Below are 13776 nucleotides of genomic sequence, written 5' to 3' on the forward strand. Positions count from 1 at the left end.
ATCATTATCACCACAATTATCTTACTAATATCACTTCAATGCACTTAAAAAAATTAACGCTACTGTTACTGCTCTACTCAATAGGCAGCTTTAGTCAAAATTTATCGCTTAGGGAAGCTGTAGACAAAGGCACTGCCAACTACGGTTTTGTAAAAGCAAAAGGCAGTTATGCTAAGGCAGCGCAGGAAACTGTAAAGCAGGCCAAACGCGATTACCTGCCCAATCTAAACTTATCGGCACAACAGGACTACGGAACTGTAAATGGCCAAAACGGACCTCTTTATGGTTTGGGCGGTCTTGGAGTTGCTTCATCAGGGCTTCCGCTGCCGGAACAAAATTGGAATGCTGCCTTTGGCGCACTGTACCTGGTTAACATGAACTGGGATTTTTTCACCTTTGGGCGAACAAAACAACGTATTACCATTGCCAAAGCAGATGCAGAAAGACAGCAGAAAGATTTTGAACAGGAACAGTTTCAGCATAAAGTAAAAATTGCCGGGGCTTACCTTAACCTATTAGCAAGCCAGCGTTTGCAAATATCCCAGCAAAAAAATCTTAGCCGTGCACAGATAGTACATAAAAATGCTGCCGTACGTGTTAAGAATGGACTATTACCGGGAGTCGATTCTACATTGGCTGCTGCCGAAGTATCGAGGGCTAAGATTGCACTGAACCAGATACGCGAACAGGTAAAACTGCAAAACAACAGGCTTGTTGAGCTTATGGGGGTAGAACCTGCCGACTTTGCTGTAGATACTACCTTTGTTACTACCGTTCCAAAAGCAATGCTTACCCGCGAAAGTCAAACTGATAGTGTAAACAACCCAATCCGTCAGTTTTACAAAAGCCGTATTGAATTAAGCAACAAACAACTCGCACTATTTAAAAAAGAATACTACCCTACTTTCAGCCTATTTGGTATTTACCAAACAAGAGCATCCGGTTTTAACAGCAACTACGCTGTAGACCAGAATTCGTTTACACAAAGCTATCTTGACGGTATAAACCCAACACGCCAAAACTACCTGTTTGGTATTGGTATGACATGGAACATTACCACGATAGCACGTTCGTCTAAAAAAATAAGTGCCCAGAAACTTATATCACAGGGTCTTGAAGAAGAGTATAAAGCGGTAGACCTGCAATTAAAAGCACAGGAAGATGCAGCCAACGTGCGTATGGGTTTTGCTACAGAAAACTACAGCGAAGCACCTCGCCAGGTTAGAGCAGCACAACAGGCTTACCTGCAGCGTACCACCCTTTATAACAACGGCCTTACCGATCTTGTAGATGTTACACAGGCTCTTTATACGCTTAACCGTGCTGAGACCGACCGCGATATTATTTACACTAATGTATGGCAGGCATTGCTTATGAAAGCTGCCGCAACGGGCGATTTTAATCTTTTTATCAACGAATTTTAATTTTTATTAAATAATGAATTTAATACGTTTTGCACTCCGCAAGCCTATATCCATATTGGTACTTGTAGCCGGACTATTTTTCTTTGGTATAGGTGCTATAAGCAATATTAAGGTTGACATCCTGCCAAAAATGAACCTGCCAGTAATATACCTGGCACACCCTTTTGGAGGATATACACCAGACCAGATGGAATCTTATTTTGCCAAGAACTATGTAAACATCATGTTGTTTGCCAATGGGGTAAAATCGATAGAAACAAAAAACATACAGGGATTAACCTTAATGAAGGTTACCTATTATGAAGATACTAACATGGCACAGGCAGCAGCTGAGCTGAGTGCGCTTTCCAACAGGATACAGGCGGCTTTCCCTCCGGGGTCACAGCCTCCGTTCGTTATCCGATTTGATGCTTCATCGCTTCCGGTAGGACAATTGGTACTAAGCAGTAAAATACGCAGTAACAATGAACTTCAGGATTTGGCTAACGTATATGTACGTGCTTCCTTTACCTCAATACCCGGACTGTTGTCGCCTCCACCTTTCGGGGGAAGTCCAAGAACGATTGAGATCAATGTTGACCCTGCACAGCTTCGTGCCCATAACCTTACACCAGACCAAATTGTTGAAGCTATAAAGCTGAACAACCAAACAGCACCATCAGGTAACGTTAGGATAGGCGATAAAAACTACCTTACCCCTACCAACAATACCATTAAGGAAATAAAAGATTTTGAGAAGATCCCGTTATTTAAGGGCAGTGTTCAAAACCTTTCGTTAGGAGATGTAGCTACTATTAAAGATGGTGCCGATATTACAAACGGTTATGCTTTAGTAAACGGAAAAAGATCGGTATATGTGAGTATTGCAAAAGCCGGAGATGCTTCTACATGGGAAGTGGTACAAAATCTTAAAGCCAACCTGCCTAAGATCCAAAGCACACTACCCGAAGATGTACAGATGACCTATGAATTTGACCAGTCGGTATATGTAATCAACTCGGTTAAAAGTCTTGTTACCGAAGGTGTAATTGGTGCTGTACTAACGGGTCTTATGGTTGTACTTTTCCTTGGTGATAAAAGGGCTGCCTTTATTGTAATCCTTACTATTCCAATTTCTATTATATCAGGGGTATTGTTCCTGAAATTATTCGGGCAGACCATTAACCTAATGTCTTTGAGCGGACTTGCACTAGCCATTGGTATTCTTGTTGATGAGAGTACCGTAACGATAGAGAACATACACCAGCATCTCGATATGGGTAAACCCAAGGCCGTCGCGATATGGGAGGCCTGTAAGGAAATTGCGCTTCCTAAGCTTCTTATCTTATTGTGTATCCTTGCTGTGTTTGCACCGGCATTTATTATGACGGGAATACCGGGAGCTTTATTCCTTCCATTGGCAATGGCGATAGGGTTCTCTATGATCATGTCGTTCCTTCTATCGCAAACCTTTGTACCCGTAATGGCCAACTGGCTAATGAAAACTAATGGTCATGCCAAACAACATGCGCTTGAAAGCAATCATGGCACAGCCGAAGAAAAAGCTGCTTTTGCAGAACGTGAAGATTATAATAAGGATGGTAAATTAAGCCGTTTTGAGAAATTCAGGATTAGTTTTATGCGAATGATCGACAGGCTGATGCCAAAGCGTAAGTTTGTTGCCCTTGCCTATCTTATTGGTATTAGTGCCCTTGCTGTATTAATGCTCAATGTTATCGGTCAGGATGTATTCCCAAAAGTAAATTCGAGTCAGTTCCAGCTGCGTATGCGTGCCCCTGATGGTACCCGTATTGAGCGTACCGAGGTGAAAGCCCTTGCTGTACTTAAGGAGATGGAAAACATGGTAGGCAAAGAGCATATTGGCATATCATCGGTATATGTGGGTAATCACCCGTCCCTATTCTCTGTATCGCCAATATACCTGTTCATGGCAGGACCTCATGAGGCAGTATTCCAGATCGCGCTTAAAGATTTCCATACTAATATGGATACATTCAAAGACGAGCTAAGAAACAGGATCAAGAAAAATGTACCGGGCGTTACCGTATCGTTTGAGCCAATAGAACTTACTGATAAAGTACTGAGCCAGGGATCGCCGACACCTATAGAAATAAGGATTGCCGGAAAAGATAAAAAGCGTAATGAGGAGTATGCCAACAAGATCATGGCACAGCTTAGAACGAAAGACTATTTCAGAGACATCCAAATTGCGCAGCCAATACATTATCCTGCATTGAATATTGATATTGACAGAACGAGAGCGGCACAATTAGGCGTGGATATGAATGACATTTCGCGTTCGCTTATCGCTTCTACCTCTTCGTCCCGTTATACCGAGAAGAACACCTGGATAGACGAAAAAGCAGGTTTATCATACAATGTACAGGTACAAGTGCCTCTGGATAAAATGATGACCGAAAATGATATAGGCGAAATTCCGCTGCTTAAAAATTCTACACGTCCTGTGTTAAGTGATGTAGCAACTATTACACCGTCTGAAACACGCGGTCAGAATGATAACCTTGGTGCTATGCCTTATATCTCTATTACAGCAAATATTGCCCATACCGATTTGGGTACAGCTACCAAAGATGTACAGGCAACCATAAAAGGACTTGGCGAACTGCCTAGAGGATTGTTTATAGAACCTATTGGCTTGAGTAAAGTACTTACTGAAACCATGAAAAGCTTAGAATCAGGATTATTGATAGCTGTTGTAGTTATCTTCCTTATGCTTGCTGCCAACTTCCAGTCCTTCAGGGTATCGTTAGTAATATTAACTACTGTACCTGCTGTAGTACTTGGTGCTCTACTATTGCTTTTAGCAACGGGCTCAACGCTTAACCTCCAGTCGTACATGGGTATTATCATGTCGGTTGGGGTATCTATTGCGAATGCCGTACTGCTTGTTACCAATGCCGAACAACTCAGAAAAGTTAACGGCAACGCACTGCAATCAGCCAGGGAAGCTGCATCGCTACGACTTCGCCCTATTATTATGACCAGTGTTGCCATGATAGCGGGTATGTTACCAATGGCTATTGGACATGGTGAAAGCGGCGAACAGGTATCGCCACTGGGAAGAGCTGTAATAGGCGGACTGGTATTTTCTACCTTTGCCGTGCTTATTATCCTGCCGCTTATTTTTGCATGGGCACAGGGCAAAGCCACAACCCAATCGGTATCACTGGATCCGGAAGACAAAGAGAGTAAATTTTATGTACCTACATCAAACCAATAACATGAAAAATATATTAGTACCAGCCTCAGCCCTTTTTATATCTGCTCTTATCCTGAGCAGCTGCGGCCCTAACGAAAAAGAAATAAAACCGGCCGAAGCCGCACCACAAATAGAGACTTTTCAAATTAAAAAAGAAAAACTGTCTTCTGAAATACGCCTTCCGGCAGAATTATCAGGCTTCCGCCAGGTAGACCTGTATGCTAAAGTGGCAAGTTTTGTACAAGAACTAAAAGTGGATATAGGTTCAGAAGTTAAAGAAGGTCAGCTATTGATCGTGCTTGAAGCACCGGAGATCAGTTCCCAGCTTGCTGCGGCACAATCAAGACTGCATTCGCAGGAAGCTATCTATACGGCAAGTAACAGTACTTACAACCGTATCCTTGAAACCAGTAAGGTTGAAGGTACAATTTCTAAAAATGACCTTGATGTGGCACTAGCCAGAAAAAGCTCCGACTATGCCCAGCTACAGGCAGCGCGAGCTTCTTATAAAGAGATACAAATTATACAAGGTTACTTACAGATTCGTGCGCCATTTACAGGGATCGTAACGGCTCGTAATATCAATATAGGGGCTTATGTAGGGCCGTCAGGAAAAGGCTCTGATCTGCCTCTATTGACCGTGCAGGACCAAAAGAAACTGAGGCTTGCCGTATCTGTTCCTGAAATGTATACAGGTTATCTTAAGAATGGGGACGAATTGAGCTTTAGCGTTCGCTCTATGCCTAATGAAACTTTCAAGGCTAAGATCCAAAGAATGTCGGGTGCATTAGACTTAAAACTGCGTTCTGAACGTGTGGAAATGGATGTAATAAATAACAATAATAAACTTTTACCGGGAATGGTTGCCGAAGTACTGTTACCGCTTAACGCAAAAGACAGCACTTATGTAGTACCTAAAACTGCCGTGGTAAATTCAAGCGAAGGTGTTTATGTTATTCGTGTAAAAGATAACAAGACACAACGCGTAATGGTGAAAAAAGGACGTGAAACAGCCGACAGTACAGAAGTATTTGGTGAATTTACGCCTAACGAAACACTTATAAAAGTTGGTACCGAAGAGTTAAGAGACGGTACTGACATTAAAAACTAAATGAAAAAGAAGTTTTCTTAGTAATTAATTATGTTTGGTTGAGCCCCTGGGAAAACAAAGGTTTCCGGGGGCTTTTTTATTCGTATTTGTTAAGGGTTTTTGTAGTATCGTTCCGATAGTAATAAAGTAACATCTTTAATTAAACCACCCCGCCTTTCAGGCACCCCTCCAAAGATGCAACAACGTCTACAAGCTCAGCGTGACAACATCGAAACGTTTCAATAATAAATTACCAACATCACTACATAAAAAAACTGCCTAAAATTACTTTTAGACAGTTTCTTTCTAACTCTGAATTAATAACCTATTTTTTTATAATCAATAATGATGGCGTATGATTTAACCACGGGCTGCGTGATTCTACCAGTTTTTTCCAGCTGTCTACACTTATTATCATAAGATCCTGTTCCTGAAGGAACTCTTTCTCAAGCGTGCGCTGGCTTAATAGTTTGATATGGTTTGGCACATTATGCTCTATACTTCGAATTGTTTCTTTGATTTCCGGATTGTTTTTTACAGATCCTTCTGCATCCAGTACCGTAACCTGTGATCCTACATTACTGATTAATTTCTGAGCAAACTCAATAAGGAAACTATCTGCCGGATCGAAGATGGTTAAAAACACCCTATCTGTGCTTTTAAAATCTTTGTCAACCAAAATTCCTACAGGAGGTTCGGTCTTAGAAAGTATCTGCTGCGTACGGTCATCAAAAGGTGAATTTTCGAACAGTTTTTCTTTACCTGTAAAGGTATTTAACAGGTTCTCCGGATTGATGATCCTTGTGGTAAATCCTAAGATCTTACCAAGAAGCGTTCCTTCAAATATAGATTGTCCTATGTCGATAAGCACAAGGTCAAATTCTCCTTTATTAGCAACAGTAGCAATATCGCTATCCATATCGGTAGTTGCTTTAAATAGCGTAGTTACTTTTTGCCCCAGGTTCTCGGCTTCTGCCAAAATTGGCTTAAAGCTTTCCTTTTCATATTCTTCAAGGTTGAAGGTATGTATCTCACTACTTGGCGATATGTGCATGGCTGTAACCATTGCATTACCGCTCATTTTCTTTACAAAGGCGTTTGCCAGCTTCAGTAATGTTTTTCCACCTTCCGGGCTGTCAAAAGATACCAGTACCTTGAAACGGCTCACCTGCCTGATCTCTGCCGGAATATAGTTTTTCCTTCTGTTAAAGATATACCCTATTAAATCCAGTGCAGGGCCTGTCATGAATGTGGTAGCCAGTGCCATGATAACCATCATCGAGAAGATCTCTGTAGATAATACGCCCAAATCATAACCGATGTTAAGTACGATAAGCTCCATTAATCCGCGGGTATTCATAAGGGCACCAATGGTAAGACTGTCTCTCCAGTTCTGGCCTACAAACCTTGCAGTTAATGCACTACCAACGAACTTACCTACAACGGCAACGGCAATTATGAGTCCGCATACTTTCCATAAATATGGATCGTCAAGAAGTCCAATCTGTGTACGTAATCCAGTGAATACAAAGAATAAAGGCAACAGCATTACCTGTGATACATCTTCTACTTTTTCAATAAATATGCTTCTGAAACGCATGTTCTCCGGCATAATGGCACCTGCCATAAACGCTCCGAAAAGGGCATGTATACCTATAACTTCTGTAGTATACGAAGAGAGAAGCAGGGTTAAGAAAAAAATGGCGATAACCGGTTTAGTAATACTTTCTTTATGGCTGTAAAGATCTCCAATACGCTTAAGGAATGGTTTAACCACCCAAAGCATCAGGAATACATAACCTATTGCTAAACCTATAATGTATAATGAACTTACAAACGATCCTGCCTTAACAATGGCAATTACTGCAGCAAGTATACACCATGCTGTAATATCATCGGCGGCGGCACAAGTAATTACCAATGCACCAATACGGGTACGGTGCAGTCCGCGTTCCTGCACAATTCGTGCCAGTACAGGGAATGCTGTAATACTCATAGCAATACCCAGGAATAATCCGAATGAGGCAAACTCTACTCCTGCCGGAGCAAAATTCTCATAAATAAAGTAAGCCAATACAAGACCTAATGTAAAAGGTATTATAATACTCGCATGACTAATAATAACAGCATCTTTTGCTTTATTTTTCAGTACGCCAAGATCCAGTTCCATTCCTACAACATACATAAACAGTATAAGTCCTATCTGGCTAAGGAATTGCAGATTCCCTAAAGAGGCTGCCGGGAATAATAAGGCAGAATATTCAGGAAATAATGTACCTACTAATGAGGGGCCTAAAACGATACCGGCGATCATTTCGCCAATTACAGACGGCTGCCCTATTTTTTTACATATCCATCCAAAAAGACGTGCAACAAATATTATAGTAATGATCTGTACCAATAGTATGGCCAGTGGGTGGGTAAGATTATGGTAAAGTGCGTCAATAAAATCATCCCATTGATTTGATGTGGATGTATTTACCACAATGTCGCGGCCTTTTTCCAGCTCTTTACCGTTTTTTAATGCCCAGTATATTAATGCCGAAAAAACGGCTATTACACTTACATAAAAAAAACTGTTTCTAAAGTTTTTCATAACTTTCTTAATGGCTTATAGTTAAATATCGTGCAATATTACAGAGAATTATGTAAGTAAATACATTTTAAGTATTTCTTAAAACAGGTTTTGTAATAAAGTGGGGGAATTATGTAATGAAAAGAGTAACCAGATATCAGTAGTGAGATAATAGATGTGATTGGCAAATGATTACTAAATCTTAACCAGCTTGATAAAATCGTTACGGTAAATTTCGCTTAACGGAAAGGTATAGTTTTTCCCATCTGTATGTATAATATCTGCTGTTATTTCGTCATGGCTGTAGTACTGCACATGTTTTACTGCAATAACTGCTTTTTTGTTTATCCTGCAGAACTCGGGTGTTGGCAGCATTTCGATAAGCTTTTCAAAAGAACTATTCTTAACGGTAATTTTTGAGCTGTCATTAAGAAAAAGTATCTTATCACGGCTATCGATCGTAGAGGTAACAATACAAAATATCTTTTCGACATTGATGAGTGCCTTGCCTTTATCTGTATTGAGGTTTATCTGTTTTACCACCTTTTTTGGTGCCGCCATTCGAACAACAACCTTTTGTACAGCCTGCTGCAAACGTTCCAGTCGTATGGGTTTTACCACATAATCGGCAGCATCCCTGTCGAAAGCATCAACGGCAAAGTTCTTATAGGCTGTTGTAAAAATAATAGCTTTGCCTTTAACAGCATCAGCTACCTGCAAACCGTTCATACCGGGCATTTCGATGTCGGTAATAAGCAGGTCAAAATCGAGCGATTTCCATTCGTTCAAAAGTATTTCCGGGCTATTAAAAGCTTTTACAACTTCCAGTTCGGGCAGTTGTTCACAAAGCATTTTTAAATAAGCAAGCCCGGGAAGCTCGTCATCAAGCAGTAAGCATTTGATTTTTGTATTCAAGCAGGTTTATCTTTAGTTTAGCAATATAAATATCTTCTTCCACATAGCGTTCTAATTTAAAGCATGACTTATAAATTATTTGAAGCCGTTGCTCTAAAGTAGCCGATCCTATACCGCTATGCTCTTTTAAGAATGTAGATTTTGGTGATATCTTGTTGGATACCGTTAACGAAAAACTGTTGTCTTTAAACTCTATCACAACAGCAATAAAGGCATCAGGACTTTGTAAATCAGCGTGTTTAAAGGCATTTTCAACAAGGTCTATAGAAATTAGCGGTGCCAGTATCTTTTGATCGTATAAGGCATCCTGTTCGTCTATCTTCTTTTTTACATTGATAGAGAAAAGCGGACTTATCTTTATCTTATTGATCTCTATAAGGTTTAGTGCAAAGTCAATTTCTTCACGCGGACTCACAAAACGGTTCTGGCTTTCGTACAGTATATAATCCAATACATTAGAGAGCTTATCCATTGCAAAATACGTTTGATATGCATGCGATTGTATCGAGTTAAGAATGTTCTTAAACAAATGCGGATTAAGCCTTGCCTCAAGCGTTTGAAGCTGTAATGTATTAGTCTTGTTCTCTAACTCTACAAAACGCGTTTCAAGTTCTTTCTTTACCTTCTCTGATTTCCTAAGCCGTATAATGACTGTCATCAAAATAAAAAAAAAGACGACTATGATAGCAAGCAATATTATATTGAAGGGTGTTGTCATTGAGAGGTTAAGTGTTTGGATATGTTGATGTCAGAAGTAAGATGACAGACCTAAGTAAGGTATCATTTTCTACTATTATTTCAGCTCCTTACCGGCTTCGGCCCAGGCATCTGTACCACCGTCAAGTTCAACAATATTTTTAAATCCCTGCGCTTTCATGGTTTCTACAGCATCGGCACTTCTACCTCCTGCTTTACAATATACATATACAACTTTATCTTTATCCAGCTTGTTTATACGCTGTTCAAAATCCTGATCGTATAAATGTATGTTCACTGCATTTTGTATGTGCCCTGCTTTGTATTCTTTAGGTGTACGTACATCTACCAGCTGGCCTTTTTCAGCATTTATTTTTTGAGAGAACTGTTCAGGCGATACCTTTTGTATCTCTTCTTTTTGCTGTGCCTGGCATGATACAAACGCAAACACTATCAATACTAAATAAATTGCTCTTTTCATGATATTCAAGTTTGATGTAAAATTACGGCTTTTTATCGATACCAATATGGTAATAGGCTATTGTTAAAAAACCAGTCGCATTTCATACGATTCAAAATATTCATTCAGGCCCAATGCTTTAAAAAATGCGATATTTGCTGTATCACTTTGATCGTAATTGGTAAAACTCACCTCTCCCACTGCGCTATTTACATAGCTAAATAATGTTCTGCCTATGCCTTTTTTACGTTCCTCTTTCTTTACTCCAAACTGCTTGATCCTTCCGCCTACAGGGTCGAAGGCTGCGTAGCCAACAAAATCATCACCCTTATATGCAGCAATAAACTGAAGCTTATCTATCATCCTTAAAACAGTTTCATTGCTGTTTTGCCAGGTAGGTTCGATATCCCAAAAGTTTTTTGCCGTATCCCAGTCTAAAGCCTTTACTTTTTTCAGCGTAATACCTTCAGCATTGTACTCTGGTACAGTGCCTTTAAAAGAAGCAATGCTCTTTGCCCTGGAAAAGCCAACTTTTTCATAACTCTTCTCTGCTTTTGTATTCGTTCCAAGTACTTCGAGCTGATGGTGGCTGTATCCTTTATCTTTTAGGATTGGTAAAATATATTCGTATAGCTGTTGCACTATTCTTTTTCCGCGCTGTTCCGGCACAACTCCTGTTCCGCCATTAAACACACGTTTTACACCGTCAATCTCATCGAGCCCATGTAATATAAATCCAACAATTTCTCCATCTACAAAAGCAGCCGGAGAAGCTTCCAGTTTTATATTTTCTGACACTAATTTCTTTTCGAAACTCTCATTATTAAAGCTAAAGTTTACAGCATAATCAGAGAATGCTTTATTAAATGCAGTAACTATGGAAGAAATGGGACTTCCTTCCAGTGTTTTAATTTCCATAACTAAATTTGGTAAATGTTATTTTTTGATGGTGAATTCTTTAGCGATTACGGCTAACTGTTTATCGTTTAGCTTAGATGTCTTTTTAAGCTTTGCGGTAAACTCTGTAACTTCCGGTGGTGTAGAAGGGCAACCAAGATTTTCGTTTTTAACATTAAAAGAGTCGGCCAGCACATTGCCACTGCTATCAAGTATTACCCAAAATGGTAATCCCGCCCTGTCTCCTTTAAATCTTTTAAGATAATCTTCGCCTCCCGGGTTTTCCAGATTTTGGTTTTTAGGTGATTCCTGTACTGTAAGGTGTGCAATTACATAGTTATCATTAAACAAACTTTTACAGGCATCGCTCTCCATAGCTTTGTCCATTTTTTTACACCAGCCGCACCATGAAGCATGAAACATGACAAAGACTTTTTTATTTTCTCTTTTAGCCTGCGTATAGGCTTTTTCTATAATTACAGAGGCCTGTTCCTGAGCTTTCATTGACGTTAAGCTTCCTAATAATAACAGGCAGATGATTACCGATTTAAGTTTCATATGGAAAAGATTTTATATAGTTGGTTTTACAACTGCAATTTAGGAAAATAACTTATATGCATTACATACTACTTACCATATTAAACCGTAATTTTATGTAATAAATTGTAAAGAATTACGACTTATCCGTAACTCAAATTTCAAAAAAATTTATACTTTGCAGCCGAATATTAATACTTTAAAAAAGCAAAACTAAAACCGACCTACGTTATGAAAATGCACAGGGATATACTTGTTATTGAGGATGATGAAGACGACAGGGATATTTTAAAAGAGATCTTTAGAGATCTTGGCTATAAGAATAACATTCTATTTTTCTCTGATAGTATCGAGGCGCTCGAATACATTAAAAGACCAGAAATCGAACCTTTTATTATAATATCAGATATTAACATGCCTAAATTGGGTGGGTTTGAACTGAGAAATATTATACTTGAAGAAGAGGTTCTTGCCGATAAGGATATACCTTATATAATTATCTCTAATGCCCAGGATGAATATTCTGTAAAGGAAGCAAACAAGCTTTCTATCCAGGGGTTTATTCATAAAGGTAATGACTATAACAAGTACAAAGAAAAAATAAAGAACCTGATCGATTACTGGAAAGAGAACATCAACACTTTCTCTTCTAAAAAATAGGCATTACTTATTTTTCTTTTTAAAAAGTACAGAAAAAAAAAATCCCGAACTCACGTTCGGGATTTTTTATATATAGAATACGCTATGTATTATTTGCTTAAAGCAGCTTTAACCTGATCTGCAGCTTCCTGGAACAATGTTGCAGAAAGAATTGGCATACCTGAGTTATCGATAAGTTCTTTAGCGATTTCTGCATTAGTACCTTGTAAACGTACAATGATTGGCACTTTAATAGTGTCTCCCATGTTTTTGTAAGCGTCTACTACACCTTGTGCTACACGGTCGCAACGAACGATACCACCAAAAATGTTGATAAGGATTGCTTTTACGTTCTCATCTTTAAGGATGATACGGAAAGCAGTCTCAACACGTTTAGCATCTGCAGTTCCACCTACGTCCAGGAAGTTAGCCGGTTCAAAACCTGCATATTTGATAAGGTCCATCGTTGCCATAGCAAGACCGGCACCGTTTACCATACAACCTACTGTACCGTCAAGATCCACGTAGTTAAGACCAACTTCTTTAGCCTCAACTTCGATTGGATTCTCCTCACGGATATCACGCATGTCTGCATATTTCTTTTGTCTGTAAAGTGCGTTATCATCAATTGAAACTTTAGCATCAACAGCTAAAATTTTGTTATCAGATGTTTTTAACACCGGGTTGATCTCAAACATTGAAGCATCGCTGTCAATGTAAGCTTTGTAAAGAGCAGCAACAAAAACTGTCATTTCTTTGAAAGCATTACCAGAAAGACCCAAATTAAAAGCAATCCTTCTTGCCTGGAAACCTTGCAAGCCTACAGCTGGATCAATTTCTTCAGTAAAGATTAAGTGTGGTGTGTGCTCAGCAACTTCTTCGATATCCATACCACCTTCGGTAGAATACATAATCATGTTACGGCCTTTACCTCTATTTAATAGTACTGACATATAGAATTCTGAAGTTTCACTTTCTCCAGGGTAGTAAACATCTTCTGCAACAAGTATCTTATGTACTCTTTTACCTGTAGGAGGAGTTTGAGGTGTAATTAGATCCATACCAATTATCTGTCCTGCAATCTCTTCTACCTGCTGAAGGTTTTTAGCAAGCTTAACGCCTCCGCCTTTTCCACGTCCACCTGCGTGAATTTGTGCTTTAATAACATGCCATCCGGTTCCGGTTTCAGCAGTTAATTGTTTTGCGGCAGCTACAGCCTCGTCAGGACTATTTGCTACAATCCCGCGCTGTATGCGCACTCCATGGCTTGCCAGTATTTCTTTTCCCTGATATTCGTGTAAATTCATAAGTATTGCATTTATC

General features: G+C 39.5%; 11 protein-coding genes. 4 read left to right on the forward strand and 7 right to left on the reverse strand.

Going from position 1 to position 13776, the window contains the following annotated elements:
- Positions 1–38 precede the first annotated feature (38 nt).
- Genes EPI11_RS12715 through EPI11_RS12725 form a run of 3 tightly spaced genes read left to right on the forward strand, consistent with a single transcriptional unit; the run spans position 39 to position 5755 of the window.
- Positions 39–1424, forward strand: coding sequence for a TolC family protein (locus EPI11_RS12715; protein ID WP_128390360.1), 1386 nt, complete (start codon positions 39–41; stop codon positions 1422–1424).
- A 13-nt stretch (positions 1425–1437) separates the two neighbouring features.
- On the forward strand, positions 1438–4665 hold the full coding sequence (locus tag EPI11_RS12720) for an efflux RND transporter permease subunit (RefSeq protein ID WP_128390361.1): 3228 nt from the start codon (positions 1438–1440) through the stop codon (positions 4663–4665).
- A gap of 1 nt (position 4666) precedes the next feature.
- Positions 4667–5755 carry an efflux RND transporter periplasmic adaptor subunit gene (locus EPI11_RS12725; RefSeq protein ID WP_128390362.1) on the forward strand — a complete coding sequence of 363 codons (1089 nt, stop codon included), beginning with the start codon at positions 4667–4669 and terminating at the stop codon, positions 5753–5755.
- A 304-nt stretch (positions 5756–6059) separates the two neighbouring features.
- Here EPI11_RS12725 and EPI11_RS12730 read toward each other — a convergent pair whose 3' ends face one another.
- From EPI11_RS12730 to EPI11_RS12755, 6 genes are all read right to left on the reverse strand, one after another.
- Positions 6060–8330: a cation:proton antiporter gene (locus tag EPI11_RS12730; protein ID WP_128390363.1), complete on the reverse strand. Its 2271-nt coding sequence runs from the start codon at positions 8328–8330 to the stop codon at positions 6060–6062.
- A gap of 174 nt (positions 8331–8504) precedes the next feature.
- Positions 8505–9224 (reverse strand): LytR/AlgR family response regulator transcription factor, encoded by a 720-nt coding sequence (locus EPI11_RS12735; RefSeq protein WP_128390364.1) that lies wholly within the window; start codon positions 9222–9224, stop codon positions 8505–8507.
- Positions 9193–9882 carry a sensor histidine kinase gene (locus EPI11_RS12740; RefSeq protein WP_241657622.1) on the reverse strand — a complete coding sequence of 230 codons (690 nt, stop codon included), beginning with the start codon at positions 9880–9882 and terminating at the stop codon, positions 9193–9195. Before EPI11_RS12740 ends, EPI11_RS12735 begins: the two co-directional genes overlap by 32 nt.
- Before the next feature lie 135 nt (positions 9883–10017).
- Positions 10018–10401 (reverse strand): rhodanese-like domain-containing protein, encoded by a 384-nt coding sequence (locus EPI11_RS12745; RefSeq protein ID WP_128390366.1) that lies wholly within the window; start codon positions 10399–10401, stop codon positions 10018–10020.
- Between the two features lie 63 nt (positions 10402–10464).
- Positions 10465–11298, reverse strand: a complete 834-nt coding sequence (locus EPI11_RS12750) for a GNAT family N-acetyltransferase (protein ID WP_128390367.1) — start codon at positions 11296–11298, stop codon at positions 10465–10467.
- A gap of 18 nt (positions 11299–11316) precedes the next feature.
- A complete protein-coding gene (locus tag EPI11_RS12755; protein ID WP_128390368.1) occupies positions 11317–11835 on the reverse strand; it encodes a thioredoxin family protein in 519 nt (172 codons plus the stop codon).
- 210 nt (positions 11836–12045) lie between these two features.
- Here EPI11_RS12755 and EPI11_RS12760 point away from each other — a divergent pair, with 210 nt between their 5' ends.
- Complete coding sequence (locus EPI11_RS12760; RefSeq protein WP_128390369.1) at positions 12046–12474, forward strand: response regulator; 429 nt, start codon at positions 12046–12048, stop codon at positions 12472–12474.
- A gap of 89 nt (positions 12475–12563) precedes the next feature.
- On the opposite strand, the gene sucC is transcribed toward EPI11_RS12760, so the two are convergent.
- A complete protein-coding gene (gene sucC, locus EPI11_RS12765; RefSeq protein ID WP_128390370.1) occupies positions 12564–13760 on the reverse strand; it encodes an ADP-forming succinate--CoA ligase subunit beta in 1197 nt (398 codons plus the stop codon).
- Between the last annotated feature and the right edge of the window lie 16 nt (positions 13761–13776).

The organism is Flavobacterium cerinum (assembly GCF_004028155.1).
GTDB lineage: Bacteria > Bacteroidota > Bacteroidia > Flavobacteriales > Flavobacteriaceae > Flavobacterium > Flavobacterium cerinum.

Bases quoted from the DNA above. Each gene is read 5' to 3' on its own strand.
- EPI11_RS12725 (WP_128390362.1), top strand. From the start codon at position 4,667: ATGAAAAATATATTAGTACCAGCCTCAGCCCTTTTTATATCTGCTCTT.
- sucC (WP_128390370.1), bottom strand. From the start codon at position 13,760: ATGAATTTACACGAATATCAGGGAAAAGAAATACTGGCAAGCCATGGA.
- EPI11_RS12750 (WP_128390367.1), bottom strand. From the start codon at position 11,298: ATGGAAATTAAAACACTGGAAGGAAGTCCCATTTCTTCCATAGTTACT.
- EPI11_RS12755 (WP_128390368.1), bottom strand. From the start codon at position 11,835: ATGAAACTTAAATCGGTAATCATCTGCCTGTTATTATTAGGAAGCTTA.
- EPI11_RS12760 (WP_128390369.1), top strand. From the start codon at position 12,046: ATGAAAATGCACAGGGATATACTTGTTATTGAGGATGATGAAGACGAC.
- EPI11_RS12745 (WP_128390366.1), bottom strand. From the start codon at position 10,401: ATGAAAAGAGCAATTTATTTAGTATTGATAGTGTTTGCGTTTGTATCA.
- EPI11_RS12715 (WP_128390360.1), top strand. From the start codon at position 39: ATGCACTTAAAAAAATTAACGCTACTGTTACTGCTCTACTCAATAGGC.
- EPI11_RS12730 (WP_128390363.1), bottom strand. From the start codon at position 8,330: ATGAAAAACTTTAGAAACAGTTTTTTTTATGTAAGTGTAATAGCCGTT.
- EPI11_RS12740 (WP_241657622.1), bottom strand. From the start codon at position 9,882: ATGACAGTCATTATACGGCTTAGGAAATCAGAGAAGGTAAAGAAAGAA.
- EPI11_RS12720 (WP_128390361.1), top strand. From the start codon at position 1,438: ATGAATTTAATACGTTTTGCACTCCGCAAGCCTATATCCATATTGGTA.